Source organism: Amycolatopsis sp. cg5, from assembly GCF_041346955.1.
Taxonomy (GTDB): Bacteria; Actinomycetota; Actinomycetes; order Mycobacteriales; family Pseudonocardiaceae; genus Amycolatopsis.
This window is the reverse complement of record NZ_CP166849.1, coordinates 8,469,309-8,493,822: the sequence shown is the minus strand read 5'-3', so window position 1 is coordinate 8,493,822 and position 24,514 is coordinate 8,469,309. Positions and strand designations below refer to the sequence as shown.

The 24,514-nt window shown below is 68.1% G+C and carries 29 protein-coding genes; 20 read left to right on the top strand and 9 right to left on the bottom strand.

Annotated elements, in window-relative coordinates:
* The first annotated feature begins 6 nt into the window (after positions 1-6).
* The 5 genes from AB5J62_RS38535 (at position 7) to AB5J62_RS38515 (ending at position 3,730) form a co-directional block, all read left to right on the top strand.
* A complete protein-coding gene (locus AB5J62_RS38535) occupies positions 7-831 on the top strand; it encodes a DUF742 domain-containing protein (protein WP_370944966.1) in 825 nt (274 codons plus the stop codon).
* The gene (locus tag AB5J62_RS38530) at positions 812-1,420 is read left to right on the top strand and encodes an ATP/GTP-binding protein (protein WP_091288092.1); all 609 of its coding nucleotides are present in this window, start codon (positions 812-814) and stop codon (positions 1,418-1,420) included. The genes AB5J62_RS38535 and AB5J62_RS38530 overlap by 20 nt, the downstream gene beginning before the upstream one ends.
* 363 nt (positions 1,421-1,783) lie before the next feature.
* Complete coding sequence (locus AB5J62_RS38525; RefSeq protein ID WP_091288091.1) at positions 1,784-2,206, top strand: roadblock/LC7 domain-containing protein; 423 nt, start codon at positions 1,784-1,786, stop codon at positions 2,204-2,206.
* Positions 2,207-2,212: 6 nt separating this feature from the next.
* Positions 2,213-2,740, top strand: a complete 528-nt coding sequence (locus tag AB5J62_RS38520; protein WP_370944965.1) for a DUF742 domain-containing protein — start codon at positions 2,213-2,215, stop codon at positions 2,738-2,740.
* A 66-nt stretch (positions 2,741-2,806) separates the two neighbouring features.
* Positions 2,807-3,730: a hypothetical protein gene (locus AB5J62_RS38515; RefSeq protein ID WP_370944964.1), complete on the top strand. Its 924-nt coding sequence runs from the start codon at positions 2,807-2,809 to the stop codon at positions 3,728-3,730.
* 33 nt (positions 3,731-3,763) lie between these two features.
* Here AB5J62_RS38515 and AB5J62_RS38510 read toward each other — a convergent pair whose 3' ends face one another.
* Positions 3,764-5,998: a helicase-associated domain-containing protein gene (locus AB5J62_RS38510; RefSeq protein WP_370944963.1), complete on the bottom strand. Its 2,235-nt coding sequence runs from the start codon at positions 5,996-5,998 to the stop codon at positions 3,764-3,766.
* A gap of 89 nt (positions 5,999-6,087) precedes the next feature.
* On the opposite strand from AB5J62_RS38510, the gene AB5J62_RS38505 reads away from it, so the two are divergent.
* The 4 genes from AB5J62_RS38505 to AB5J62_RS38490 all read left to right on the top strand — a co-directional run bounded on the left by AB5J62_RS38505 (position 6,088) and on the right by AB5J62_RS38490 (position 9,147).
* Positions 6,088-6,276 (top strand): hypothetical protein, encoded by a 189-nt coding sequence (locus AB5J62_RS38505; protein ID WP_370944962.1) that lies wholly within the window; start codon positions 6,088-6,090, stop codon positions 6,274-6,276.
* A gap of 96 nt (positions 6,277-6,372) precedes the next feature.
* Complete coding sequence (locus tag AB5J62_RS38500; RefSeq protein ID WP_370944961.1) at positions 6,373-7,761, top strand: NAD-dependent malic enzyme; 1,389 nt, start codon at positions 6,373-6,375, stop codon at positions 7,759-7,761.
* A 10-nt stretch (positions 7,762-7,771) separates the two neighbouring features.
* The gene (gene moaC / locus AB5J62_RS38495; RefSeq protein ID WP_370944960.1) at positions 7,772-8,242 is read left to right on the top strand and encodes a cyclic pyranopterin monophosphate synthase MoaC; all 471 of its coding nucleotides are present in this window, start codon (positions 7,772-7,774) and stop codon (positions 8,240-8,242) included.
* Positions 8,239-9,147 carry a molybdenum cofactor biosynthesis protein MoaE gene (locus tag AB5J62_RS38490; protein WP_370944959.1) on the top strand — a complete coding sequence of 303 codons (909 nt, stop codon included), beginning with the start codon at positions 8,239-8,241 and terminating at the stop codon, positions 9,145-9,147. Before moaC ends, AB5J62_RS38490 begins: the two co-directional genes overlap by 4 nt.
* A 232-nt stretch (positions 9,148-9,379) precedes the next feature.
* On the opposite strand, the gene AB5J62_RS38485 is transcribed toward AB5J62_RS38490, so the two are convergent.
* The 4 genes from AB5J62_RS38485 to moaA all read right to left on the bottom strand — a co-directional run bounded on the left by AB5J62_RS38485 (position 9,380) and on the right by moaA (position 12,717).
* Complete coding sequence (locus tag AB5J62_RS38485; RefSeq protein ID WP_370944958.1) at positions 9,380-10,021, bottom strand: transglycosylase family protein; 642 nt, start codon at positions 10,019-10,021, stop codon at positions 9,380-9,382.
* Between the two features lie 449 nt (positions 10,022-10,470).
* Entirely contained in the window at positions 10,471-11,319 is an 849-nt protein-coding gene (locus tag AB5J62_RS38480; RefSeq protein WP_370944957.1) for a phosphatidylinositol-specific phospholipase C/glycerophosphodiester phosphodiesterase family protein, read from the bottom strand.
* Positions 11,320-11,443: 124 nt separating this feature from the next.
* Complete coding sequence (locus tag AB5J62_RS38475) at positions 11,444-11,704, bottom strand: MoaD/ThiS family protein (RefSeq protein ID WP_370944956.1); 261 nt, start codon at positions 11,702-11,704, stop codon at positions 11,444-11,446.
* A 5-nt stretch (positions 11,705-11,709) separates the two neighbouring features.
* The gene (gene moaA / locus AB5J62_RS38470; protein WP_370944955.1) at positions 11,710-12,717 is read right to left on the bottom strand and encodes a GTP 3',8-cyclase MoaA; all 1,008 of its coding nucleotides are present in this window, start codon (positions 12,715-12,717) and stop codon (positions 11,710-11,712) included.
* Positions 12,718-12,864: 147 nt separating this feature from the next.
* Between moaA and AB5J62_RS38465 the strand changes: the two genes are divergently transcribed.
* From AB5J62_RS38465 to AB5J62_RS38435, 7 genes are read left to right on the top strand one after another with little or no spacing between them, the layout of a single operon-like run.
* The gene (locus AB5J62_RS38465; protein ID WP_370944954.1) at positions 12,865-13,353 is read left to right on the top strand and encodes a MarR family winged helix-turn-helix transcriptional regulator; all 489 of its coding nucleotides are present in this window, start codon (positions 12,865-12,867) and stop codon (positions 13,351-13,353) included.
* Positions 13,354-13,386: 33 nt separating this feature from the next.
* Positions 13,387-13,791, top strand: a complete 405-nt coding sequence (locus tag AB5J62_RS38460; RefSeq protein ID WP_370944953.1) for a molybdopterin-binding protein — start codon at positions 13,387-13,389, stop codon at positions 13,789-13,791.
* The gene (modA, locus tag AB5J62_RS38455) at positions 13,788-14,552 is read left to right on the top strand and encodes a molybdate ABC transporter substrate-binding protein (protein ID WP_370944952.1); all 765 of its coding nucleotides are present in this window, start codon (positions 13,788-13,790) and stop codon (positions 14,550-14,552) included. The genes AB5J62_RS38460 and modA overlap by 4 nt, the downstream gene beginning before the upstream one ends.
* A 49-nt stretch (positions 14,553-14,601) precedes the next feature.
* On the top strand, positions 14,602-15,372 hold the full coding sequence (locus AB5J62_RS38450; protein WP_370950451.1) for an ABC transporter permease: 771 nt from the start codon (positions 14,602-14,604) through the stop codon (positions 15,370-15,372).
* Positions 15,359-16,414 (top strand): sulfate/molybdate ABC transporter ATP-binding protein, encoded by a 1,056-nt coding sequence (locus AB5J62_RS38445; protein WP_370944951.1) that lies wholly within the window; start codon positions 15,359-15,361, stop codon positions 16,412-16,414. Before AB5J62_RS38450 ends, AB5J62_RS38445 begins: the two co-directional genes overlap by 14 nt.
* Positions 16,415-16,423: 9 nt before the next feature.
* A complete protein-coding gene (locus tag AB5J62_RS38440; protein WP_091288075.1) occupies positions 16,424-17,209 on the top strand; it encodes an HAD-IIA family hydrolase in 786 nt (261 codons plus the stop codon).
* Positions 17,210-17,246: 37 nt separating this feature from the next.
* Positions 17,247-18,041, top strand: a complete 795-nt coding sequence (locus AB5J62_RS38435; RefSeq protein WP_370944950.1) for a metallophosphoesterase — start codon at positions 17,247-17,249, stop codon at positions 18,039-18,041.
* On the opposite strand, the gene AB5J62_RS38430 is transcribed toward AB5J62_RS38435, so the two are convergent.
* Together AB5J62_RS38430 and AB5J62_RS38425 are read right to left on the bottom strand one after the other, a co-directional pair.
* Positions 18,038-18,412, bottom strand: a complete 375-nt coding sequence (locus AB5J62_RS38430; RefSeq protein WP_370944949.1) for a YccF domain-containing protein — start codon at positions 18,410-18,412, stop codon at positions 18,038-18,040. The two genes, AB5J62_RS38435 and AB5J62_RS38430, sit on opposite strands and share 4 nt — an antisense overlap.
* On the bottom strand, positions 18,412-19,167 hold the full coding sequence (locus AB5J62_RS38425; RefSeq protein WP_370944948.1) for a PhzF family phenazine biosynthesis protein: 756 nt from the start codon (positions 19,165-19,167) through the stop codon (positions 18,412-18,414). The genes AB5J62_RS38430 and AB5J62_RS38425 overlap by 1 nt, the downstream gene beginning before the upstream one ends.
* 28 nt (positions 19,168-19,195) lie before the next feature.
* Between AB5J62_RS38425 and AB5J62_RS38420 the strand changes: the two genes are divergently transcribed.
* Positions 19,196-19,936, top strand: a complete 741-nt coding sequence (locus AB5J62_RS38420) for a Long-chain-fatty-acid--CoA ligase (RefSeq protein ID WP_370944947.1) — start codon at positions 19,196-19,198, stop codon at positions 19,934-19,936.
* A gap of 44 nt (positions 19,937-19,980) precedes the next feature.
* On the opposite strand, the gene AB5J62_RS38415 is transcribed toward AB5J62_RS38420, so the two are convergent.
* Positions 19,981-21,549, bottom strand: coding sequence for a discoidin domain-containing protein (locus AB5J62_RS38415; RefSeq protein WP_370944946.1), 1,569 nt, complete (start codon positions 21,547-21,549; stop codon positions 19,981-19,983).
* A gap of 196 nt (positions 21,550-21,745) precedes the next feature.
* Between AB5J62_RS38415 and AB5J62_RS38410 the strand changes: the two genes are divergently transcribed.
* Positions 21,746-21,970, top strand: a complete 225-nt coding sequence (locus AB5J62_RS38410) for a hypothetical protein (protein WP_370944945.1) — start codon at positions 21,746-21,748, stop codon at positions 21,968-21,970.
* A gap of 48 nt (positions 21,971-22,018) precedes the next feature.
* Here the strand turns inward: AB5J62_RS38410 and AB5J62_RS38405 are convergent, their stop codons facing one another.
* Positions 22,019-22,342, bottom strand: coding sequence for a hypothetical protein (locus AB5J62_RS38405; protein WP_370944944.1), 324 nt, complete (start codon positions 22,340-22,342; stop codon positions 22,019-22,021).
* 96 nt (positions 22,343-22,438) lie between these two features.
* Here AB5J62_RS38405 and AB5J62_RS38400 point away from each other — a divergent pair, with 96 nt between their 5' ends.
* Together AB5J62_RS38400 and AB5J62_RS38395 are read left to right on the top strand one after the other, a co-directional pair.
* Positions 22,439-22,768: a hypothetical protein gene (locus tag AB5J62_RS38400; RefSeq protein WP_370944943.1), complete on the top strand. Its 330-nt coding sequence runs from the start codon at positions 22,439-22,441 to the stop codon at positions 22,766-22,768.
* Between the two features lie 98 nt (positions 22,769-22,866).
* Positions 22,867-24,507 (top strand): AMP-binding protein, encoded by a 1,641-nt coding sequence (locus AB5J62_RS38395; RefSeq protein WP_370944942.1) that lies wholly within the window; start codon positions 22,867-22,869, stop codon positions 24,505-24,507.
* The last annotated feature ends 7 nt before the right edge of the window (positions 24,508-24,514 follow it).

Below are 24,514 nucleotides of genomic sequence, written 5' to 3'. Positions count from 1 at the left end.
ACGGTCATGGACGAGAGGCGGTTACGGCGGGACGGCAGGCTCGGTGATGATTTCTCCGGGCCCGGCTTCCCCGCGCAGTCCGACGGTGACGACGCACGGGAAGACTGGAACACCTTCCGCGACCGGGTCGACCAGGAGTGGCGCTCGCGCCGCGCCGCGGTCGGTGAGCCGGAAGTCCCACCCGCGCCAGATCCGTCCACCTGGCTGCACCCCACCGAGACGACCTCGGGTGGTGGCCCGGCGGACTTCAGCGTGAACGAGTTCCGCCAGCGGCTGCTCGGCGGTCCCAGCTCCGAGCTGTTCGGCGGAGCGGGCGGCAGCGGCCCGTTGTACGACTCGCGGGACCTGTACGACTCGCGCGAGTTCGCCGCGTTCAGCGCGGACATCGAGGCGGCGCACGCGGAAGCGGCCGCGGTCGACCCGCTCGCCGCCGCGTTGCCGCGGCAGGCGAAGCAAGAGTACGTTGACGAGCGCTTCGAAGATCCCGAACCGGGTTCCGGCCTGGTTCGGCCGTACTTCCGCACCCGCGGCCGCACCAAGCCGACCTACGACCTCGCCATCGAGGCGCTGGTGTCCACCAGCGAGCACGGCCGGATCCTGGACCGCGTGCGGGTGCCGGAGCATCGCTCCATCTGCGACTTGTGCCTGGACACCCGCTCGGTAGCGGAGGTCGCGGCGTTGCTGCGGCTGCCGCTCGGGGTGGTCCGGGTTTTGATTGGTGATGTGGCCGGACTGGGCCTGGTGCTGGTGCACACGGGCAGCGCCACGGTTGGCGACCGGCCGAGTATCGAGTTCATGGAAAGGGTGCTCAGTGGGCTTCGGAGAATTTGACTCCGACGGAGGTGCGTCCTTCGTCTCGGGTCCGACCTCCTCGGCCAAGATCGTGGTCGCCGGCGGCTTCGGCTCCGGCAAGACCACGCTGGTCGGCGCCGTCTCGGAAATCGACCCGCTGACCACCGAGGCGCTGATGACCGAGGCCAGTGCCTCGGTCGACGACAACTCGGCGACGCCGAACAAGACGACCACCACGGTCGCCATGGACTTCGGCCGGATCTCGCTGGACTCGGACCTCGTGCTGTACGTCTTCGGCACGCCGGGCCAGCACCGCTTCTGGTTCATGTGGGACGACCTCGCGATCGGCGCCATCGGCGCGGTCGTGCTGGTCGACACGCGGCGGCTGTCCGACGCGTTCCCCTCGATCGACTTCTTCGAGAACCGGAAGCTGCCGTACGTCGTCGCCATCAACTGCTTCGACCGGTTGCTGCATCACCAGATCGAGGACGTCCGGCACGCGCTGACGATCTCGTCTTCGGTGCCGATCATGGCCTGCGACGCGCGCGAACGTGATTCCGCCAAGCAGGTCTTGATCTCGGTCGTCCAGCATGCCATCGAACACGATTCGGCGTTGCAGGCCGGATAAAGTTCGCGAAATGTCGGAGTGGATGCGGCCGTTGGAGTGAACTCCGCGTGCTTCACCCACTTCGGGGAGTGGCGTCACCCGGCAGGAAAACCACCGGGCGGCGCCATGGGCTCCGAAGGTGATGAACCAGGCGTGATCCGCCTTGTTCACGCCTGGTGACCTGCCAAAATGCAAGGACGAGCAGGTCACCGGCGGAGGTCGGGCCGGTCACGTACCGATGCGTCACCCACTATGGGTTGATGCGGTACGCGCCCGGTCGCCTACGTTCGGTGTCGAAAACGCCGAGGGGAGCGGGCTCGACAGCGCGGACGTGGCGAATACGCTTGCGTCGGGCAAAGCTCGATACGGCAGCGAGGAGGGACAGTGACGGCTTCCGGCCAGCAGTCCGGTGGTTTCGGCTGGCTCATCACGGATTTCGTGCGCAGGGTCCCGGGAGCCGCGCATGCCGTGATCGTGTCCGCGGACGGGTTGCTGCTAGCGCCGTCGGAAGGTCTCCCGCAGGACAGGGCCGAGCAGCTGTCGGCGGTCTCGTCCGGTCTCATCAGCCTTTGCCAAGGCGCCGCCCGCTGTTTCGAGGCGGGCGCGGTCAACCAGACCGTCGTCGAGATGGAGCGCGGCTACCTGTTCCTCATGTCGGTCAGCGACGGCTCGTCCCTCGCCGTGCTCGCGGCGCCCACCTGCGACATCGGCACGGTGGCCTACGAGATGACCCTTCTGGTCGACCGCGTCGGCCAGCAGATCACCCCCGAGCTGCGCGCCCAGCTGCAAGGCGGCGTCCGTGGGTAGGCGACCATGAGACCCCGTGACGACCAGGACGCCTGGGAGACACTCCACCGCGGCACCGACCGCGAAGAGTTCGACTCACCGGGCCGCTTCGAACTGAGCCGCGTCACCGGCTTTTCCCCCGCCATTTCGGTCCCGGTGGCGCCCGAGACCCCGGAACCTCCGGCGCAGCGCGCCCCGGTGTCCCGCCGAATCCAGCTTCGTTCGCGCGTCCGGCCGTACGCCAGGACCGGCGGGCGCACCCGCTCAGATCACGATTTGGCGATCGAGACGTTGATTTCGACCTCTGAAAAGGGGCAAAAGTACGCGGGCGTCGGCTCGGTCGAGCACCGCGCGATCTGCGACCTGTGCATCGAGACCCGTTCGGTTGCCGAGATCGCTGCACATTTGCGGCTGCCGCTGGGTGTGGTGAAGATCCTGGTGGGCGATATGTCTGATGCCGGGTTGGTGCATATCCACCAGACCGGGATCACCTTGGGCGATCGGTCCTCGCGTGAGTTCATGGAACGGGTGCTTCAAGGACTGCGGGCGCTTTAGGTTCTGCCGCATCTTGCGGATTGCGACTGGCCGGAAACTGTCGGTGGTCGGTTGCATGCTGGGTGGGTGTACAGAGGGGATTGGGCCGAGCACCCGTTGCTCACGGGTTCACCGGCGGTCGCCCGGGTTTCCGAGCTGATGGAGCTCGGGATTTCTCGACGGGCGATTGATCGGCGGTGTGCGCCGGGCGGGCCTTGGCGGCGGTTGCTGCGGGGAATCGTTCTGCTCAGCCGGGCTGAGCCGACGGATCGGCATCGGCTGCACGCGGCTGTGCTGCACGGTCGTGAAGGTGCTGTGGTCACCGGACTTTGGGCGCTGCGGTGTCATGGGTTGCGGCGGATTCCCGAGCCTGACGAGATCCACGTGCTGGTGCCGAACGAACGGAACGTGCACAGCCGTGGTTTCGTTGTGGTGGAGCGAACTCGGCGGCCACCTCGATCGTCCCTTCGCGAGGACGTCCCGGTGGCCCTCATCCCACGAGCGATCGCCGACGCGGCCAACCGGATGGACAAGCGCGACACGATCCAAGCGATGATGGCCGAAGCCGTTCAGCGCCGCCGGTGTACGCCGGAAGCCATCGAGCGGGAGCTGGGTTCGCGTCTTTCCCGGGAAGCGTTGATTCCGCTGCTGGGCGGTGCTCGCTCCGTCGCCGAGGCCGACGCTTGGGAGCTGTGGCGCCGGGCGGGTTTGCCGCCGTGCCAATGGAACGTGAAGATCTTCGACGCCGAAGGCGACTACATCGCGACTCCGGACGCGTGGTGCGGGAAGGTGGCGTTCGCCTGGGAAATCGATTCGCGTGACCATCATTCCGCCGACGACGATTTCGGGCGGACTTTGGCGAGGAACGCGCGCTATGCCGCGGCCGGGGTGGTGTTCTTGCAGACTTTGCCGTCGCGGCTCAGATCGGACCCGGAGCAGGTGATCGCGGAGCTTCGCGCTGCGTATGCGACCGCGGCGGCCCGGCCGCGACCTCCGGTGGGTGAGTGCTGAATGCGGCGTTCAACGCCGCATTCAGCACTCACGCTACTCCTCGACCAAAGCCGCCGAAGTGATCCGATGCAGCGGGTACCGTTGATTGTCGCTGCCCTCAAGGATTCCCCCGCCAACCCGAGAAGGCCGAACAACCCGTTGACTCGCGGTGCCCCGCGAGTCGACGAACCCGATCAAAACCTCGCGCCGGTCCTGCACGGCCTGAGCAAGAAACTCCAGCGTCGCCGAAGTCGAAGCCGCGGCCCCGCTCCCGCCGTGCGACCGCATCGAAGTCCCACGCCGCCGTCCGACCGCCAAATCCCCGGCCCGCAGATGCGCGACGATCTGATCGATCTGCACCCCGGTCAGCCCCGCCGACTCCGGTACCACCCGCCGGGCGGGCCGTGGCCGGGCGGGCACTCGCCGGCCCGACGGGCGGATGTCGACCACCCGGCCGTCCGGTCCCTCTGCGGCGGGAGCGAAACCCGCGCCACGTAAGGCTTCCAGGACCTCGGCGAGCGGCAGAGTGCTTATCAAGACCGTGGGGGCGATCATGCGCAGTGCGCAGTCCGAAGCGACCGGGTGTGCCATGACCTCGGCCAAAAGCGCTTCGTCGTCGCAGCGGAGGAAGCAGTCGGCGACGCCTCCGCGGAGCCTGCCGTGGCGGCGGGCGACGTCGTCGATCAAGTAGGTCAGGGTCTGGGGGACCGGGGTCGCGGACTTCGAAGTGAAGAGCTGCTGCAACTCGCCCGCCGTGCGGCCCGCGTCGAGTGCGCGGCGGACGGAGGTTTCGGTCACGCGGTAGACCGTGGCGTGACCCGCGGACTCTATGTTGGCCACCGCGGCCATGTCCGCGGCGAGTTCCGGTTCGAGCGGGCCGGGTGCGATGACCGTCAAGTCGGCCTGTACCAACACTTTGTCGACCGGTTTGGGCATGGACTCGAGCAGGGCGGCGACGGCGTTGGCGCGGTCGTCTTCCAGCGTCGCCTTAGTCGCGGTGGTGAGCGCGCCGAGCGCGAGCACGCCGAGCGCCGATGCCTCGGCCATGGTCCAGCGGACGGTTTCGTCGCGCAGGCGGCCGCCGCGGCGGGGGGCGCGCCAGGCCAGTACCGCCACGAGTTCGTCGACGCTTTTGACGCCGGCGCCTTCGGGAAGGTCGGCCAATGCCGTCAGCACCCGGCGGCGGGCGAGTGGGGCCAGTGGGCGGCGGATTTCGTCGGACAGCGGGGCGATCGGCTTGTCCTTGGCGTCGCGGCCGCCCGCCAAACCGGGCAGGCGCGGCAATTCCAGCCAGGCTTGGACGATCGTGAGCCAGCGCTGGGGTGCGGCCGCCGCGAGCCAGGAGTCGGTGAGCGTGGTCGGCACCCACTCGGGCGTCGCCGCTTCGCTGTCCGCGACCAGGCCGGAGCCGACGGCGAGTTCGGCGAGCAGTGTCGCGCGCTGCTCGTCGATCTCGTTGTCCTTGGCCAGCTTTTTCAGCTCGCGCACGCCGAGCCCGCCGGACTTCAGCACCTGGGGCGGGGACGCGGACCAGGACAGGAGCAGATTTTCCATCTGCCGCAACAGCTCCATCGCCTCGCCAGCCGCCACCTCGTCCACTGTGGACTGCTGGTGCGGGTTGGTCGGGAGCTCCGGTTCCCGCAGGGTGCCCGCCGTGAAGACGTGACCGCCGCGCAGCTGGATGCCGAGTTCGCGAGGCAACTCCACCGTCTGGTCGTCGCGGCGCAGGAGCAGCCCGCGCGCGAGCAGTCGCTGGACCGGGGTCGTGGCCCGTTCGAGCGGGACGTCGATGCCGGCGTCGCGGGTCCGGCCGATCGGCTGGCCCGCCGCGAGCGTGCCGATGAGGGCGCGCTCGTCCTCGCCGAGGCCGCTGAGATCGACGCCGGCGAGCGCGGGCACGGAGGCGCCGAGCCCGGCGGGGAACGGGCCGAGCGCGTCGCGGGCCGACGGTGGCACGCGCAACGCGTCGTCGTCGCCCCAGACGAGCAGGCGGGAACGGAGGAGTTCGAGCGGCTCCGTGATGTCCACCTCGACCAGTGACCGGACCTCGGCGAGCGTGGCCGAGCCGGTGTCCGCGCCCGCGAGCAGCAACGCGTCCAGCACGGCGAGGGTCAGGGTGTCGAGATCTTCACACGCACGCGCGACCGAGCCGGGTGTCCCGGCCCTGGTGGCGAGGACGGTCGTGTCGGACGGCGGCGGCGTGGCCAGATCGCGTCTGCGCCGCAGCAACACGGCGAGCGCGTCGTCGGACGCCGCACGCAGCCAGTCCGCAAGTGAGATCGCGGGCATCGTTGCTCCAGGATACCGGGTGCGCGCGGGCGGCCGCCCGTCCGGCAGACTGTCCCCAAACGTGGGCTGAGCACCAATAGGAGGGCGTCGTGGCGAAGGCCGAGAACGGCAAGAAGAAGAACGGCATCGATCCGACCTGGCCGCACGGCGCCGAGGGCGAGCACCCGGTGACCGAACTGACCTCGGACCGTCAGGGCGCGCTGTCCCCGTTCGGCGAGCTGACATTCCCGCTCGGAAATGTGCCCTACACCCACCCGGAAACCGAGATCAACCGCTAAGAAGTTACTGGTCGGTCGCCCCTGCGAGGGTCAGTGGCGGCCGTCACCGGAGTAGGTTTCCGGTGGTCCATGTAGAGCGTCCTAAGCGGGGTTAGCATGCCGGTTCCCGGTCCGGGTTATTCGATCACTGTCCGGGTCGAGGCGCCGTCCTCGTCGACCGCGGCGGGTGACCTCACCACCGCCGTCGGCCGCGTCGGTGGTGTCTTGACGGCCTTCGACGTCGTCGAGTCGCACGCCGACTCGATCGTGGTCGACATCAGCGCCAACGCGCTGTCCGAGAACCACGCGCAGGACATCACGCAGACGCTGGACTCGCTGCCCGGCGTGCGGGTGCGCAAGGTCTCCGACCGGACTTTCCTGATCCACCTCGGCGGCAAGATCGAGGTCCGGCCCAAGGTCGCGCTCCGTAACCGTGACGACCTCTCCCGCGCGTACACGCCAGGCGTGGCGCGAGTGTGCCAGGCGATCGCCGCGAACCCCGAGGACGCGCGCCGCCTGACCATCAAACGCAACACCGTCGCCGTCGTCACCGACGGCTCGGCCGTGCTCGGCCTCGGCAACATCGGGCCGGCCGCGTCGCTGCCGGTGATGGAGGGCAAGGCGGCGCTGTTCAAGAAGTTCGCCGACGTCGACGCCTGGCCGGTGTGCCTGGACACCCAGGACACCGAGGAGATCATCACCATCGTCAAGGCGCTCGCGCCGGTCTACGCGGGCATCAACCTCGAGGACATCGCCGCGCCGCGCTGCTTCGAGATCGAGGCGCGGCTGCGTGAGCTGCTCGACATCCCGGTGTTCCACGACGACCAGCACGGCACCGCGATCGTGGTCGTCGCCGCGCTGCGCAACGCGCTGCGCGTGGTCGGGAAGAACATCGAGGACTGCAAGATCGTGGTCAGCGGGGTCGGTGCGGCCGGGTCCGCGATCATCCGGCTGCTGCTGCGCAAGAACCCGGGTGACATCGTCGCCGCCGACATCGACGGCATCGTCCACTCGGCACGCGGCAACCTCGACGACAACCTCACCTGGGTCGCCGAGCACACCAACAAGGCCAACGTGGCGGGCACGCTGCACGAGGCGCTCGTCGGCGCCGACGTGTTCATCGGCGTCTCGGCGCCGAACCTGTTCGGTGCCGAGCAGGTCGCGACCATGAACAAGGACGCGGTCGTCTTCGCGCTGGCGAACCCGGACCCCGAGGTCGACCCGATGGAGGCAGGCAAGCACGCCGCCGTCGTCGCGACCGGCCGCAGTGACTTCCCGAACCAGATCAACAACGTGCTCGCGTTCCCCGGTGTCTTCCGCGGCCTGCTCGACGCGCACGCCAAGCACATCGACGACGCCATGCTGCTCGCCGCGGCCGACGCGATCGCCGACGTCGTCGACGAGTCGACGCTGAACGCCTCGTTCATCGTGCCGTCGGTCTTCGACAGCGCGGTCGCCCCGGCGGTCGCCGAAGCCGTGAAGCGGGTCGCCCGCAAGGAGAGCTAATCTCCGGGATGTGAGCGAACTGAGCCACGTCGACCAGTCCGGGGCAGCCCGGATGGTCGACGTTTCCGGCAAGACGGAGTCCAAACGCGTCGCGATCGCGGGCGGCACCGTGCACACCACCGCCGAGGTCTTGACACTGATCACGGCCGAGGGCCTGCCCAAGGGTGACGCGCTGGCGACCGCGCGGATCGCCGGGATCATGGGCGCCAAACGCGTGCCGGAGCTGATCCCGCTCTGCCACCAGATCGCGCTGTCCGGCGTGAAGGTCGAGTTCGAGCTCGAAGCGGCCGCCGTGCACATCACCGCGACCGCCAAGACGACCGACGTGACCGGTGTCGAGATGGAGGCGCTGACCGCCGTGGCCGTCGCCGGGCTGACGCTGCACGACATGATCAAGGCCGTCGACCCGGCCGCGACACTCGACAATGTGCGCTTGATACGTAAAACGGGCGGCAAGTCCGGGGTTTGGGAGCGGCCATGAAGACGGCAAAGGTCATCGTCGCCTCGAATCGCGCGGCACGCGGGGTCTACGAGGACAAGACCGGCCCGGTGATCGTCGAGTGGCTGACCGCGCGTGGCTACGAGGTGCCCGCGCCGCTGGTCGTCGAGGACGGCGAGCCCGTCGGCGCGGCCCTGCGGGAGAGCGTGGGCGCCGATGTCGTCATCACGACCGGCGGTACCGGCATCTCGCCGACGGACAAGACCCCGGACGTCACGCGGGCCGTGCTGGACTACGAACTTCCCGGCATCGCCGACGCGATCAGGGCGGCCGGGCTGCCGCAGGTGCCGACCGCGGTGCTGTCGCGCGGTGTGGCAGGCGTGGCCGGCCGGACTTTGGTGGTGAACCTGCCGGGCTCACGCGGAGGCGTGAAGGACGGCCTTGGCGTGCTGGAGGACATCTTGGATCACGCGGTCGACCAGCTGGCCGGTGGCGACCACCCGCGCCCCGAGCCTTCGGTGCCGGTCCGTATCGCGCGGGTCGCGGTGACGGACCAGCCGCTGTCGGTCGAAGAGCACGCGAGCCTCGTCGACGACGTGGCCGCCGGTGCCGTGGTGACGTTCGGCGGGGTCGTCCGCAATCACGACGGCGGCCGCTCGGTCCTCACCCTGTTCTACGAAGGTCACCCGACCGCGGGCGACGTGCTGACCGAAGTGGTGAACGATCTGGCCGGGCGCTGGACCGGCGTGCGGGCCGTGGCCGTGAGCCACCGGCTGGGCGCGCTGGAGATCGGTGATGTGGCGCTCGCTTGCGCCGTGGCGGCCGAACACCGGGCCCAAGCGTTCCAAGCCTGCGCGGAGCTGGTCGACGAGGTCAAAGCCCGTTTGCCGGTCTGGAAGCACCAGCGCTTCATCGACGGCACCGACGAGTGGGTCAACTCGCCTTAAGTTTTTCACCCGCCCGTGTTTGAAAACTTCCCACCATGGGCAGGTCACTAAGTACGGGTAAGGGTAGAGACGGGGCCAGGCTCGCAGACGCGTCGGGGCGCACGCGAGCCCGCGGTGGCCTTGGGAAGCGGACACACACAAAAGCAGGACCCCATCGCCAGGGGATTTACGCGATGGGGTCCTGCTTTTTGCTCAGCGTTACGCCGGACTCAGTTGCTCAGAGAGCACAAGGTCACTTGGTGGCGATCTTCTGGCCAACGACGATGAAGTCGGCGTTCGGGATGTACGAGGCGTTGAGCTCCTGGAGCTTCTTGTAGCCGCCCTGCACGTTGAACTGCTTCGCGATCTTCGAAAGGGTGTCACCCGCGACGACGGTGTAGTCACCGGCCGGGTTGGAACCCGCGACGTTGGCGGCGGCCGGAGCGGCCGGGGCCTTCGGAGCGGCAGCGGCCTTCTTCGGCGCGGCCGAGGTGGCCTTCTTGGCGGCGGGGGCCTTGACCGACTTCGCGGTCGAGCCGGAACCGCCACGCTTGCCACACACCGGCCAGGCGCCGATGCCCTGGCCCTGGAGGACGCGCTCGGCGACAGCGATCTGCTGCTCGCGGGAAGCGTTCGCCGCGGAGCCGGTGCCGCCGTAGGCCTTCCAGGTGCTGGCCGAGAACTGCAGGCCACCGTAGTAGCCGTTACCGGTCGAAGTGCTCCAGTTGCCGCCGCTCTCGCACTTGGCGACAGCGTCCCAGTCGACGGAGCCGGCTGCCTGCGCGGGGGTCGCAGCGATTGCCAGCGGCGTGCCGACCGCGATACCCGCGATGGCGATGCGGGCGATGTTCTTGGTGGCGGCGGACATCTTGCGGTGCTTGCCTCGGTAAGACATGTGAACTCTGCTCGTCTTCCACTGCCTGCGAGTCTTCGCTGTGGGTCAGGCCGGAGCCTGGCCGGGGCCGTTGGGTGACGGTCCGGCAAACCTCGTCGACGCACGGCGCGTCTTCTCGGTCCCCTCGCCCCTGTCCAGAAGTGCTTTCGCTCGGGGTATGGGTCCGGGGATCCGATGGACAGGGTTAGGCGCTTCGGATTCCCGGTCTTGCGTGTTGGTCGGGGCCAACGAGAAACGACGGTACGTAATCGGCGCCGTGATCGGAAATTATTCTGGCTGTGACCTACATCACAGTAACAGCACGCAACCTATAACGATTCGGGCATCGTTGCAGGTCAGACCACCGTTATCTGGCCGTTTCCTACCCGAGATAATTCACGGAATGTGAGGCTTGAGTCACGTCGTTTCGACGTCAAGGGACCATTTGGCTCCCCGGAAGGCGGCGCACTCTATTGCTTCTTGAGGAACTCCGCCAGTCCGCTCAGGTCGTCGGTATTCAAAAAGTCAACTCCTGCGTCGAGCTGCTCCTGCCAGAGCGCGGTCCGATCGGCGCCCGCGCCGTCCGGCGTCGCCCAGAAGCGCACCTTCTGACCTGCGCGATGTGCGTCCCGGGTGATCTGACGCAGCTTCGCGCGCTCGGCCGCGGGCATCGGACCGGCTCCGGTCCAGGTGAAAACCTCGGTCCAGTCATCGGACACCAATGGCGTCACCCGCCGGTCGTCCCCGATGTGCAGATCCGACTGGTCGAGGATGCGGCCGTCGTAGAACGCCTTGCGGTACCGCTGGGCGACCAGAACGTCCTTCGGGCGCGAACCGGACAGCACGGCCGTGACAGGCCCCTGGAGCACCAGCCCGAACGCATACGTAGAGAAGAGGAAGGAGTAGCGCGGGTCGTTCAGGCGCTTCTGAAGCGCCTCGTAGGTGCTGTTCGCCTCGCTCTTGATGTCGACCAGCAACTGGAAGGCCGACGGGCGGCGGTAGACATGTCCGAAATTGCCCGCTACGCGCTGCCGCAGCGGCTCCAGATAGAGCGACTCCAGGGTCCGGTCCGGCTTGAGGTCCCCGGCGGTGTGCCCGACCAACAGCTGCCCGTCGACGAGGAAGATGTCCGCCTCGACACTGCTGAAGCCCTGGTCGAGCGCGTCGAACAGCGGGCGGGCGTGCTCGTAGTCGTTGTGCGCGTGCGCCTGCGAGAGCGGTCGCACCTGGTGCGAAGCGGACGCGGGAGCGCTGGTCAGCGTGACCGTGACGACGGCGGCGAGTACCGCGGCGAGCAACTTGCGAGTCATGTCGCGCATCCTGAGCGATCTTGAAGACCGGTCAGTGAACAACGGACAGCCCCCAGGCGAACCCTCGCCGGACGGGGGTCGTGAGTGTTTAGACCGGTTAGAACCGGCCGTACCACTCACGAGCCCTTAGGCCTTAGCCGCCCGCGAACGGCGGGAGGACGTCGATCTCGGCGTTGTCTTCGAGGACGCGCGTGACGTCGCGCACCGCGATGCCGTCCAGCAGCAGGCCCGCGGCCTGGAGGATCTTCGGCAGGCCTTCGGGGTGGAGCCGGGCTAGTTCGGCCTTCAGCTCGGACACCGTCGTGTTCGCGGCAAGCTGAAGTTTCTCCTCCTCCAGGCCCGCCGCCGCGCGCGCCGAGGCGAAGTACCGCACCCGGACCGAGATCGTCTCCATGTGACTCAGCCGCCGATCGCGCTCATGGGCCGGATCGGCTGCGCGAAGCCGGCCTCGTTGATCTCGTGCCCGGCGAGCTTGCCCCACATGGTCTGCCGCCAGGCGTTCGCTATCTCTTCATCGCGCGCGCCCGCGCGCGCGAGGGAACGCAGGTCCGTCTCCTCGTTGCTGAACAGACAGGACCGGACCGCGCCGTCCGCGGTCAGCCTGGTCCGCTCGCAGGCCGAGCAGAACGGCCGGGTCACCGACGCGATCACGCCGACGTCGCCGGGGCCGCCGTCGACCAGCCATCGTTCCGCCGGTGCGCCGCCACGGGCGACGGGGAACGGCGAAAGCGTGAATTCCTCTTGCAGCAGGCCGAGAATCTCGGCCGCGGTGATCATCTGCTTGCGGTTCCAGCCGTGCTGGGCGTCGAGCGGCATCTGCTCGATGAAGCGCAGGTGATAGCCGTTGTCGAGGCAGTAGCGCAACAGCGGCGCCGCCTCGTGCTCGTTGACGCCGCGCATCAGGACCGCGTTGACCTTGACCGGGGCGAGCCCGGCGTCGCGTGCCGCCGCCATGCCGACGAGCACGTGGGACAGGCGGTCGCGGCGGGTGATCCGGACGAAGGTCTCGGGATCGAGTGTGTCGAGCGACACATTGATCCGGCGCAGCCCGGCTTCGGCCAGGCTCGCGGCGCGCTTGGCGAGTCCGATTCCGTTGGTGGTCATGGAAAGCCGGGGCTTCGGCTCGAGCGCGGAGATCTCCGCGATCAGGCCTTCGAGTCCGGGGCGCAGCAGCGGCTCGCCGCCGGTCAGCCTGATGTCGGTGACGCCGAGGCGTTCGACCGCGATGCGCAGCAGCCGGAGCAGCTCGGCGTCGCTCAGCACCTGGTCACTGGGCATCCAGTCCAGGCCCTCGGCGGGCATGCAGTAGGTGCAGCGCAGATTGCACTTGTCCGTCAGCGACACCCGGAGATCGGTGGCGACGCGGCCGAATGTGTCGATGAGCGCGGGGTTTTCCGGTCTGGGCATGCTCGGCGCACCTCGTGTACCGGGGACGCGAGGAAACCCGAGATCTACAGCCGTCATTGCCTCCAGACTAACGCGCAGATCCACAAAACGACCGACTGGTTAGAATGTTTTGTAACAAAGTGGCTCAGTCGGTGAAAGGGTGGCCGGATGGCGGACTCGGCGGCCAGGCGGTACCCGGTGACCGAAGAGGAGCTCATGCGCTTCGCTCATCTGGGCCGCGAAGGCAGCACCCTGACCGTGGTGCGGCACCAGCGCATCGCCGAGCAGATGGGCCTGTCCGGCACCGACCACAAGGCGCTCGACCTGGTCGGGCAGGCCGAAGGTCCGTTGACCGCGGGCCGGATCGCCGAGCTCACCGGGCTTTCCACCGGCGCTGTGACCGGCGTCATCGACCGGCTGGAGCGGGCCGGGCTCGTCCGCCGCGTGCGTGATGTGGAGGATCGCCGCAAGGTGCTGGTCGAGGTCGTGACGATGGACATGGAGCGCTTCGCGCCTCTGTTCGAGTCGGCCGTCGCGGCCACCAAGGACATTCTGGAGCGCTTCTCCCCGGAAGAGCGCGAAGTCGTCGAGCGCTATCAAAACGCGATGCTCGAGTACCTCCGCGCCGAAGTTCTGGGTGAACGCACGAACCGTTAGCTTTTCCGCATCTGCGGAGATAATGTTTCCCGCATGCCGCAATTCCGGTTATCCGAGGCTGCCCGCCTGCTCGGGGTCAGCGATGACACCGTCCGCCGCTGGGTCCGCGGCGGACAGCTGACCGCCGGCGAAGACGGCTCCGGCCGCAAGGTCGTCGACGGTGCGGAACTGGCCGCCTTCGCACGATCGCAGGCGGAGCAGCCGGATGACCCGTCCGCCGTCGGCCGTTCGGCGCGCAACCGGTTCGTCGGGCTCGTCACCGAGGTCATCACCGACAAGGTGATGGCGCAGGTCGAGCTGCAGGCCGGCGGGCACAGGCTGGTGTCACTGATGAGCTCAGAGGCCGTCCGCGAGCTGGGGCTGGCGCCCGGTGTGCTCGCGGTCGCCGTCGTCAAGGCGACCACGGTCGTCGTGGAAACCCCGGAGGGGTACCGATGAGAACCGCCGCTGTTCTTTCCGCCGTCGCGCTGCTGGCCACGGCCTGCGGGTCGGACCCGGCGCCCGCAGGCAACCAGAGCCAGGCGCCGGAGGCGAAGACGCTGACCGTGTTCGCGGCCGCCTCGCTGACGGAGTCGTTCACCGCGCTGGGCAAGCAGTTCGAGGCGGCGCACCCCGGTGTCACCGTCAAGTTCAACTTCGCCGGTTCGTCCGCTTTGGTGCAGCAGCTGACCCAGGGCGCGAAGGCGGACGTGTTCGCGTCGGCCGATCAGGCCAATATGGACAAAGGCGTCAAGGGTGGGGTGATCGACGGGCAGCCGGTCGTCTTCGCCACCAACAAGCTGACCATCGCGGTGGCCAAGGGGAATCCCAAGGCGATCACGGGTTTCGGTGACCTCGTCAAGGACGGGCTGAAGGTCGTCGTGTGCGCGCCGCAGGTGCCGTGCGGCGCGGCGGAGCAGAAGGTCGAGACGGCCACCAAGGTCGATGTGAAGCCGGTCAGCGAGGAGCAGGACGTCAAGGCGGTGCTCGCCAAGGTCCAGTCCGGCGACGCCGACGCGGGCCTCGTCTACGTCACCGACGCGACCACGGCCGCGGCCAAGGTCGACAAGGTGGACTTCCCCGAGTCCTCCGGCGCGATCAACAACTACCCGATCGCCGCGATCAAGGGCGGCCAGGCCGACCTGGCCAAGGCGTTCAACGACTACATCCTGGGCGGTGGCCGTCCCGAGCTGACGAAGGCCGGGTTTGGCGCTCCCTAGTGGAGTCGTGAGTGTTCCCGACGGTTCTAACCGTCGGGAACACTCACGACTGCCCAAGATCTTGTGGCTGCCGGCCGGGGTGGCGCTGGCGCTGGTCGTGCTGCCCGTGGTGGGGTTGCTGGCCCGGTCGGATCTGAGCCGGTTGCCGTCGTTGCTGGTGACGCCGTCGTCGTTGCACGCGTTGCGGTTGTCGCTGGTGACGGCGGGTCTGTCGACCGTGGTGTGCGTCGTGCTGGGGGTTCCGCTGGCGGTGGTGCTCGCGCGGTCCGGGATCAAGGGGATCCGGGTGCTGCGCGCGATCGTGCTGCTGCCGCTGGTGCTGCCGCCGGTCGTCGGCGGGCTGGCGCTGCTGTATTTGCTGGGGCGTAAGGGTTTTCTGGGGTACGTGCTGGATCTGGCCGGGATACAGGTGCCGTTCACGACGGCCGCGGTCGTGATCGCGCAGACGTTCGTCGCGATGCCGTTCCTGGTGGTCAGCCTCGAAGGCGCGCTGCGCAACGCGGGCGACCGGTACGAGCGCGTCGCGTCGACGCTCGGCGCGAAACCGTGGACGGTGTTCCGCCGCGTGACCATCCCGCTGCTGCTGCCCGCGCTCGGTTCGGGCGTCGTGCTGAGCTTCGCGCGCGCGTTGGGTGAGTTCGGCGCGACCATCACGTTCGCAGGCAGTTTGGAGGATGTGACGAGAACGCTGCCGCTGGAGGTCTACCAGCAGGCGGAGGTCGACATCGACAGCGCGGTCGCGCTCGCGTTGCTGCTGATCGTGGTCGCCGTCGCGGTGATCGCGGTCGCCAGGCCGAAGGCGCTCGATGCTGCGGGCTGAGATCGAGCTGGTCAGAGGCGCCTTCGCGCTGTCGGTCGACTTCGAGGTCGCCGACGGGCACGTGCTCGCGCTGCTCGGGCCCAACGGCTCCGGCAAGTCCACTGTGCTCAGCTGCCTGACCGGGCTGCTCGACCCGCGCTCGGCCGCCATCGAGCTGAACGGGCGCGCGCTCGCCGGGCTGCCACCGCACGACCGCCGGATCGGCCTGCTGGCCCAGGATCCACTGCTCTTCCCGCACCTGTCCGTTGTGGACAACGTGGCCTTCGCGCCGCGTTCGCGGGGCGCGAGCCGTGACGACGCCCGCGCGACCGCGCGGCACTGGCTGGCCGAAGTGGACGCGCTCGCGCTCGCCGACCGCAAGCCGTCGCGGCTTTCCGGCGGCCAGCAGCAACGCGTCGCCGTCGCGCGCGTGCTCGCGAGCGAGCCCGACCTGCTGTTGCTCGACGAGCCGTTCGCCGCGCTGGACGTCGACGCCGCGCCCGCGATCCGCGGCCTGCTGCGCCGGGTGCTCCGCGACGGCCCGACGACCGTGCTGGTCACGCACGATCCGCTCGACGCGCTCGCGCTCGCCGACCAGGTGGCCGTGCTGGACAGCGGCCGGATCGTCGAGCGCGGCGCGACCCGCGCGGTGCTCGCCGCGCCGCGCACCGGGTTCACCGCCCGGATCGCCGGGCTGAACCTGGTCAGCGGCACGGCCACGGCGGACGGTCTGCGTACCCCTTCCGGTCACCTGATCGCGGGAATTCCCACCGAGGTCGCGGACGGCGAACCCGCGGTCGCGGTGTTCGCGCCCAGCGCGGTGGCGGTGTATCCGCAAGAGCACGCCGGTAGTCCACGCAACACCACGCACGCCGTGGTCGCCGCGCTCGAACCACACGGCCCGGTGGTCCGCCTGCGGGTCACCGGCGACGGCTGGGCACAGGGTCTCACCGCCGATCTGACCCCGGCGGCGGTCGCCGACCTCGATCTCGAACCGGGTTCGGCGGTGACCTTGTCGATCAAGGCCACCACGGTCTCGGTACATCCGGCCGCCGCCACATAAGGTGTGGTCATGACGTGGACCTACCTGACCGACATGGACGGCGTGCTGGTGAAGGAGGAGCACCTCATTCCCGGCGCGGACGAGTTCCTCGCCGAGCTGCGTGCCAACGAGATCAAGTTCCTCGTGCTCACGAACAACTCCATCTACACCCCGCGTGACCTGCGCGCGCGCCTCGAACGCACCGGGATCGACATCCCGGAGGAGGCCATCTGGACCTCCGCGCTGGCGACCGCGAAGTTCCTCGCGTCGCAGCGCCCGAACGGCTCCGCGTTCGTGATCGGCGAGGCGGGCCTGACGACCGCGCTGCACGAGGTCGGCTACGTGCTGACCGAGGTCGACCCCGACTACGTCGTGCTCGGCGAGACCAGGACGTACAGCTTCTCCGCGATAACCCGCGCGATCCGGCTGATCGACAACGGCGCGAAGTTCATCGCGACCAACCCGGACGCCACCGGCCCCAGCCTCGAAGGCTCGATGCCGGCGACCGGCTCCGTGGCCGCGCTGATCGAGAAGGCGACCGGCCGTTCGCCGTACTTCGTCGGCAAGCCGAACCCGCTGATGATGCGCTCGGCGCTGCGCAGGCTCGGCGCGCATTCGGAGAACACGCTGATGATCGGCGACCGGATGGACACCGACGTCCACTCGGGCATCGAGGCCGGGCTGCAGACGATCCTGACCCTCACCGGCATTTCGACGCGCGAGACCGCCGAGCGTTACCCGTACCGTCCGACGCTGGTCATCGACTCGATCGCTGACCTGATCGGGCGTACTCGTGATCCGTTTGGGACCGAGTGACAAGCGGTGACGCCATGAGAAGGCCTATCTTCTCAAGATGAGCACCTACGTCGTGGGCGACGTCCACGGGCACCGCGACGCGCTGGCTGACGCCTTGCGTGTCGAGGGGCTCGTCGACGACGCCGACAACTGGTCGGGCGAGGACGACCACCTGTGGTTCCTCGGTGACTTCGTCGACCGCGGTCCGGACGGCGTCGGTGTGATCGACCTGGTGATGCAACTACAGGAGCAGGCCGACGACAGCGGCGGCCAGGTGCAGACCCTGCTCGGCAACCACGAGATCCTGCTGCTCGGGATGTACCACTTCGGCGACACCGAGGTCCCGTCCGACTTCGGCCCGCGCAGTTTCGCGCGCAGCTGGGAGATCAACGGCGGCCTGCTGTCCGATCAGGAACGTCTCACCGACACCCACGTCGAATGGCTCACCTCGCGCCCGCTGCTCGCGACCACCGCCGACCACCTGCTGATGCATTCGGACACCCTCGAATACCTCGACTGGGGCGACGACATCGAGGAGATCAACCTCTCGGGGCGCGCCGTGCTCTCCGGCGACGACATCTCCGACTGGTGGGACATTTGGCGCCGCATGACCACCCGCTACGCCTTCCGCGGGCCGGACGGACCCGAAGTCGCCCAGCGCCTGCTCGACATTCTCGGCGGTTCGCGGATCGTGCACGGCCACAGCGTCATCGCCGACCAGCTGGGCATCCACCCGGCGCAACTGGACGGGCCGTACCTCTACGCGGGCGGGAAAGCGCTGGGCATCGACGGTGGGCTCTTCGTCGGGGGACCGTGCCTGGTGATCGAGCTCCCCTTCGAACCCGAGGACTAGGGCAGCGGCACGATCTCCTTGCCCAGCGGCATCAGCGAGACCGGGATCATCTTGAAGTTGGCCACGCCCATCGGGATGCCGATGATCGTGACGCACAGGAGCGCGCCGGTGACCAGGTGCCCGATCGCCAGCCAGATGCCCGCGACGATCACCCAGATCAGGTTGCCGAGCAGCGACGCGGCGCCCGCGTCACGCCGGTCGACGACCGTGCGCCCGAACGGCCACAGCGCGTAGTTCGCGATGCGGAACGAGGCCAGCCCGAACGGGATCGTGATGATGAAGACGCAGCAGATCACGCCGGCGACCAGGTACCCGACGGCCATCCAGAAGCCGCAGAAGACCAGCCAGATGATGTTGAGGATGAAGCGCATCAGACGTGTAACTCCCCGCTCGCGACCGTGACCGCCTGGCCGGCCAGGCGCAGGCGGTATTCGTTCTCCGTTAGAGAGACGCGCACGATGCCGCCTCGTTCCGAAGCCTGCTCGGCGACCATCCGCTCCTTGCCGAGCTTGGGCGCCCAGTAAGAGGTCAGCGTGCAGTGCGCCGATCCTGTCACCGGGTCCTCGTCGATGCCGACCGCGGGCGCGAAAACGCGGCTCACGAAGTCGATGCCGGGCTTGTCGCCGGGCGCGGTCACGATGATCGCCCTGGTTTCGAGCGCGGCGAGCGCCTTGAAGTCCGGCTCCAGCGCGCGAAGCCGGGCGGTGTCGGCGACCTGCACCAGGATGTCCGAGACACCGCGTCCGACGTACTCGGCGGTGACGTCGAGCGGGATGTCCTCGCCGGTCTCCTCCGGCGGGTCGGCCGGGAAGTCCATGTACACCCAGCCGTTGTCGGACTTGGTGGTCAGCGTGCCGCTGAGCGTGTCGAACTCCTGCTCGCCCTTCAGCACATGGCCCGCGGCGAGGGTGGCGTGCCCGCAGAGTTCGACCTCGGTCTTCGGGGTGAACCACCGCAGCGGCACCTCGCGCCCGCCGAGTTCGGCGAACGCGGTCTCGGGGTGCTTGAACTCGGCGGCCACCGACTGCATCCACGCCGGATCGGCGGGACCGTCGAGCAGCACGACGGCGGCGGTGTTGCCGCGGAAGGCCTCACCGGTGAACGCGTCGACGAGAAAGAAGCGCATGACTCGAACGTAGCGGTTTACTGAACCCATGCGAGTAGTCGATCTAGCTTCCCGCCCTGACCTTTGTGACGCCGCGCTCGATCTCGGCGATGTCGGCGGCCAGTTCATCTACCAAGGCGTCAGTGGGAAGATGATCACCGCCGAACGCTTCCTTCGCTTGTGGGGCCGCTATTTCCTCATCGCGCTCGACGACGACGGCGTCCCGATCGCCCGCGCGCTCTCGGTCCCGCTCGCGTTTCCCGCCGAAGGCCGCACCGAACTGCCCGACCACGGCTGGGACGAAGCGATCCAGTGGGCCGCGCAGGATGTCATGGACGCCCGCGAACCCACCGCGCTGTGCGCGCTCGAAGTCGTCATCTCGCCGAAGCTGCGCGGCACCGGCCTGTCCGCGCCGATGCTCAAGGCGCTCAAGGCGCGCGCCGCCGAAGACGGCCTGCGCAAGCTGATCGTGTCCGTCCGCCCGATCGGCAAGGAGCACGAACCCGACACGCCGATGCCGGACTACGCGGCCCGCCGCCGCCCCGACGGCCTGCTCGCCGACCGCTGGCTGCGCACCCACGAACGCCTCGGCGCGCGCGTGATCAAGGTCTGCCCGTTCGCCGTGACGCTGACCGGCACGTTCGCGGACTGGCGCGAGTGGACCGGCGTCGAACTCGTCGAGGGCGAGAACCACATCCCCGGCGGGATCGCGCCGGTGGTCGCTTCGAAGGCGCTCGACCACGGTTGCTACATCGAGGCCAACGTCTGGATGGAACATCCGATGGACTGAGAAACCGTGGTCCGGTGCCCACTGCGGGCACCGGACCACGGCGGTCACCGGCAGGTGTACGGGCCCGCCTTGTCCAGCACCGCTCCCTTCGTGTCGATGACCTCCCATGAGTAGGACTTGCCGTTGAGCACGAGCTTCACCACGCCGTGCTTGGCGAAGATCTTCTCGACGCCTTCGCGTGCCTTGTAGTCCGAGTAGAGGTAGTCGCCACCGATGCCGACCATGACCGAGCGGATGCCGTTGGCCTCATTGACGTGGCCGCTCGTGTCCAGCGGCTTCGTCCGCTCGTAGTGGTGGTCGTGACCGGTGAACACCATGTCCGCCTTGACCTTTTCGAGTTCGTTCCACAGTGGCGCGATGCTTTTCTGGTCACCCGCGTGCCCTGAGTTGAACCGAGGGTGGTGCCAGTAGCCGACGACACAGGCCTTGGTGTTCTTCGCCAGGTCCTGGCGCAGCCAGGCCACCTGCTCGGAACCGCCACCGGTGTAGATCGGGTTCGAGTCCATCGCGACGAAGTGGAAGTCGCCGACGTCGTAGCTGTAGTACGGCAGGCCTTGCGGATACGCGATCGCGCCGAAGTACGACTTGTAGCCCTTGAGCTGGTCGTCCCACTCGTGGTTGCCGATGGTGGGCCTGGTGATGCTCTTGAACTTGCCCCAGGTCTTGTCGTAATGCGCGCGGTACTCGGCGAGCGTGCCCTTGTGGTACTGGTTGTCGCCGACCGTCAGCACGTACTGCGGATTGATCTTGGCGATCTGGGCCGCGGTCTGCTCGTGCGTGGAGAACATCTCCGGGTTGGCGATGTCACCGGCGATGGTGAGGGTGATCGTCCCGGAGCCGCCCGGTTTGGTCGACGCCTTGAGTACGGCGCTCGCCGCGGAGTTGTTGCCTGCCGCGTCCTTCGCCCGCACTGTGTAAGCGAATTCGAGGCCGGAGGCCAGCCCGCTGTCGGTGTACGTGGTCCCGGTGGGCGTCCCGACGACGACCCCGTCGCGGAGCACGTCGTAACCGGTGACGGCGACGTTGTCGGTCGACGCGTTCCAGCTCAGCGAAACGCTGTCCGTCGTGGTGGCGGTCGCGATCAGTCCGGTCGGCACCGTGGGCGGTTCGGTCTCGCCGCCACCCGGATTCGAACCGTAGACCTCCAGTTCGAACAACGAGTAGCCGTACGTGGTGCCGCGTGCGGTGCCGTGCACGCGGACATGGCGTGCGAACGCGGTCAGGCCGGTGTACTCGTCGATCGCGCCGTTGCCGCCGGTGACCGACTTGATGTCCTGCCAGGTCGTGCCGTCGGCCGAGCCTTGGATCTTGTAGGTCTTGGCGTAGGCGGCTTCCCAGCTCAGCTTGACCCTGGTGATGGCCATCCGGCTGCCGAGATCGACGGCGATCCATTGCGGGTCAACGCCTTCTTCACTGGCCCAGCGGGTCGACGCGTCGCCGTCGACGGCGCGTCCGCCTTCGAAACCGCTGCTCTCGACCGATGAGGTGGAGGTCGGCTTGCCCGTCGAAAGCAGGGTTTCCGCCGCCGCGGGCGCGCCCGGCGCGGTCGTCAGCTGGCCCAGCAGGACGACCGCCGCGATGGCGGCGCCTGCCAGCGGTGTTCTCCGTTTCATGTGCGCTCCTCGACTCCGTTGTGTCGAAGCATTAGTTAGGGAACTTTCCTAACTTGAGGTAAACACGGAGTAAAAGTCGCAGTCAACGGCCGCGCCCAGGCTTACACGAGATTGGCGAAGCCGCGCGGCGGGGTTGCGTTTCACGTGTGCTCGAAAGGGGCGACGCGCTACGGGTGAGCATGTGAGGATCGGGCCCATGATGCAGAAACTGGGGAAGATCGGGGCCACGCTCGCCGTCGCCGGGACGATCATGACGGCAGGCGCGGCAGCCGCTTCGGCGACCGATTGGACGATCAAGGGGACCTTCGGCACCGGCGCCGCGTGCGAGGCCGAAGCCGACCACTACTACCGCTGGTGGACCGAAGCCTGGTGCGAGGAAAAGCCGCGCAGCAACTACTGGATCCTGTGGGTCAAGGTCTGATGCCGGACGCCCCTGCCGGCGAACTCGCCGGCAGGGGCGCCTCCGGGATCAAACCTGGGTGATGAACGGGCCGTTGCTGGTCATCCAGGTGTTCGCCGGGCACCTGGCGGTGGAGATCCGGTGCGGCGGCGCCCAGTTGCCCATGTGCTGATGCCCGTCCGCGCATTCGACCACCACGCGGTACTGGGTGAACCCGTCGTCGAGCCGGTTGCAGTTGGCGATGGCCTGCGCCTGGGGATCGCGCTTGATGGACAGGAACTGGCAGTCCCTGCCGGGGATGGGCGCGCTCGCCGAAGCCGCGGTGATCGGCCCCGCGAGCACTCCGGCCATGGCGAATACGGCCGCGGTGGCGGCTTTGATCTTGTTGTCCATGCCATGAGATTGCGAGACGGCGCTGTCGCCGCGCTGCCATTTCAGGCTGGGCTGAAAAGTCTTGCGCTGAACCGGGAGCCGACGAATTCTTCGGATATGGCAAAGAAAAGCACACTCGTCGCCGCCGTTTCGCTGGCGATCGTGGCAGCCGGGGTGTCGGCCGCGCCCGCTTCGGCGGGAGCCACCGCGGTCAACTGCTGGGACGGCGCGAACTGCGTCTACTACAACGGCACGCTGGTCGATTCGTGGTCGTCGGTCATGCCGGGTGAATGCCACCGGACCGCGGTTTACGACACGATCGAAAACCGCACGGTCTTCGCGCAGCGCATCTGGGAGAACGACAACTGCACCGGCAACTCCGTGATCGTCTGGGCGGGCACCACGCGATGGACCAGCACCCTGCGCCGCAGCATCGGTGGCGTCTGAGGCCCATCGCGGGGATCTGACAGGTCTCCACGTGCGGGTGGCCGAACGGCCGGGTCGTTCCTAGACTCGGTGGGTCGACCCGTGAGGAGGCGTTCGTCATGCCCGAAGCACCCGCCGTGCCGAGCTACGCGTCAGGGATCTCGGAGGTCCCGCTGCTCGGCGACACCATCGGCGACAACTTCGCCCGCACGGCCGCGGCGTTTCCCGGCCGGGATGCGCTGGTCGACCGGGCTTCGGGCAGGCGGTGGACCTACGCCGAGCTGGCCGCCGAGGTCGACGCGCTCGCGCTCGGCCTGCACGAGCTCGGCATCCGCAAGGGCGACCGGGTCGGCATCTGGGCGCCGAACTGTGCCGAGTGGACGTTCACCCAGTACGCGACCGCCAAGATCGGCGCGATACTGGTGAACATCAACCCGGCGTACCGGTCGCACGAGCTGGAGTACGTGCTGAACCAGGCCGGTATCCGGCTGATCGTCGCCGCCGAGAGCTTCAAGACCTCGGACTACGCGGGCATGATCGAGCAGGCGCGGCCGAAGTGCGCCGCGCTCGAACACGTCGTGCTGCTGGGCTCGGACGCCTGGAAATCCTTGCTGGACAAGGAAAGGACGGGCTCGATCGAAGTCTCGCTCAGCGCGGACGACCCGATCAACATCCAGTACACCTCGGGCACCACGGGCTTCCCGAAGGGCGCGACGCTCAGCCACCACAACATCCTGAACAACGGCTTCTTCGTCGGTGAACTCTGCAACTACACCGAAAACGACCGCGTCTGCATCCCGGTTCCCTTCTACCACTGCTTCGGCATGGTCATGGGCAACCTCGCGGCGACCACGCACGGCGCCTGCATGGTGATCCCGGCGCCGTCGTTCGAGCCGAAGGCGACACTCGAAGCCGTCGCCGCCGAGAAGTGCACCTCGCTCTACGGCGTGCCGACGATGTTCATCGCCGAACTGGCCGACCCGGACTTCGACTCCTTCGACCTGTCTTCGCTGCGCACCGGCATCATGGCGGGCTCGCCCTGCCCGGTCGAGGTGATGAAGCAGGTCATCGAGCGGATGGGCATGGCGGAGGTGTCGATCTGCTACGGCATGACCGAGACCTCGCCGGTCTCGACGCAGACACGCGCCGACGATTCGGTCGACCGCCGCGTGTCGACCGTCGGCCGCGTCGGGCCGCATCTGGAGGTCAAGGTCGTCGACCCCGAAACCGGCCTGACCACCCCGCGCGGCGAGCCCGGCGAGCTGTGCACGCGCGGCTATTCGGTGATGCTCGGGTACTGGGAGCAGCCGGACAAGACCGCCGAGGCCATCGACGCGGCACGCTGGATGCACACCGGCGACCTGGCGATCATGGACGACGAGGGCTACGTCAACATCACCGGCCGGATCAAGGACATGGTCATCCGCGGCGGCGAAAACCTTTATCCACGCGAAATCGAGGAGTTCCTCTACACGCACCCCGACGTCTTGGACGCCCAGGTGATCGGCGTGCCCGACGCCAAGTACGGCGAAGAGCTCATGGCCTGGGTGCGGATGAAGGACGGCGCGACCCCGCTGACCACCGAGGCGGTGCGCGAATTCTGCGCCGGAAAACTGGCCCACTACAAGATCCCGCGCTACGTGCACGTGGTCGACGAGTTCCCGATGACCGTCACCGGCAAGGTCCGCAAGGTCGAGATGCGCGAGCGGGCCGTCGAACTCCTTGGCCTGCAAGACCTTCTCAACGCCAAGCACGCCTGAGGGTCGT

Excerpts from the sequence above, each read along its gene's own strand:
- moaA (WP_370944955.1), bottom strand. The coding sequence starts at position 12,717 with ATGCCCAGACCGGAAAACCCCGCGCTCATCGACACATTCGGCCGCGTC.
- AB5J62_RS38425 (WP_370944948.1), bottom strand. The coding sequence starts at position 19,167 with ATGCGCTTCTTTCTCGTCGACGCGTTCACCGGTGAGGCCTTCCGCGGC.
- AB5J62_RS38480 (WP_370944957.1), bottom strand. The coding sequence starts at position 11,319 with ATGCGCGACATGACTCGCAAGTTGCTCGCCGCGGTACTCGCCGCCGTC.
- AB5J62_RS38465 (WP_370944954.1), top strand. The coding sequence starts at position 12,865 with ATGGCGGACTCGGCGGCCAGGCGGTACCCGGTGACCGAAGAGGAGCTC.
- AB5J62_RS38420 (WP_370944947.1), top strand. The coding sequence starts at position 19,196 with ATGCGAGTAGTCGATCTAGCTTCCCGCCCTGACCTTTGTGACGCCGCG.
- AB5J62_RS38415 (WP_370944946.1), bottom strand. The coding sequence starts at position 21,549 with ATGAAACGGAGAACACCGCTGGCAGGCGCCGCCATCGCGGCGGTCGTC.
- AB5J62_RS38485 (WP_370944958.1), bottom strand. The coding sequence starts at position 10,021 with ATGTCTTACCGAGGCAAGCACCGCAAGATGTCCGCCGCCACCAAGAAC.
- AB5J62_RS38435 (WP_370944950.1), top strand. The coding sequence starts at position 17,247 with ATGAGCACCTACGTCGTGGGCGACGTCCACGGGCACCGCGACGCGCTG.
- AB5J62_RS38445 (WP_370944951.1), top strand. The coding sequence starts at position 15,359 with ATGCTGCGGGCTGAGATCGAGCTGGTCAGAGGCGCCTTCGCGCTGTCG.
- AB5J62_RS38460 (WP_370944953.1), top strand. The coding sequence starts at position 13,387 with ATGCCGCAATTCCGGTTATCCGAGGCTGCCCGCCTGCTCGGGGTCAGC.
- AB5J62_RS38475 (WP_370944956.1), bottom strand. The coding sequence starts at position 11,704 with ATGGAGACGATCTCGGTCCGGGTGCGGTACTTCGCCTCGGCGCGCGCG.
- modA (WP_370944952.1), top strand. The coding sequence starts at position 13,788 with ATGAGAACCGCCGCTGTTCTTTCCGCCGTCGCGCTGCTGGCCACGGCC.
- AB5J62_RS38520 (WP_370944965.1), top strand. The coding sequence starts at position 2,213 with ATGAGACCCCGTGACGACCAGGACGCCTGGGAGACACTCCACCGCGGC.
- AB5J62_RS38395 (WP_370944942.1), top strand. The coding sequence starts at position 22,867 with ATGCCCGAAGCACCCGCCGTGCCGAGCTACGCGTCAGGGATCTCGGAG.
- AB5J62_RS38430 (WP_370944949.1), bottom strand. The coding sequence starts at position 18,412 with ATGCGCTTCATCCTCAACATCATCTGGCTGGTCTTCTGCGGCTTCTGG.
- AB5J62_RS38405 (WP_370944944.1), bottom strand. The coding sequence starts at position 22,342 with ATGGACAACAAGATCAAAGCCGCCACCGCGGCCGTATTCGCCATGGCC.
- AB5J62_RS38535 (WP_370944966.1), top strand. The coding sequence starts at position 7 with ATGGACGAGAGGCGGTTACGGCGGGACGGCAGGCTCGGTGATGATTTC.
- AB5J62_RS38410 (WP_370944945.1), top strand. The coding sequence starts at position 21,746 with ATGATGCAGAAACTGGGGAAGATCGGGGCCACGCTCGCCGTCGCCGGG.
- AB5J62_RS38400 (WP_370944943.1), top strand. The coding sequence starts at position 22,439 with ATGGCAAAGAAAAGCACACTCGTCGCCGCCGTTTCGCTGGCGATCGTG.
- AB5J62_RS38510 (WP_370944963.1), bottom strand. The coding sequence starts at position 5,998 with ATGCCCGCGATCTCACTTGCGGACTGGCTGCGTGCGGCGTCCGACGAC.
- AB5J62_RS38500 (WP_370944961.1), top strand. The coding sequence starts at position 6,373 with ATGCCGGTTCCCGGTCCGGGTTATTCGATCACTGTCCGGGTCGAGGCG.
- AB5J62_RS38490 (WP_370944959.1), top strand. The coding sequence starts at position 8,239 with ATGAAGACGGCAAAGGTCATCGTCGCCTCGAATCGCGCGGCACGCGGG.
- AB5J62_RS38440 (WP_091288075.1), top strand. The coding sequence starts at position 16,424 with ATGACGTGGACCTACCTGACCGACATGGACGGCGTGCTGGTGAAGGAG.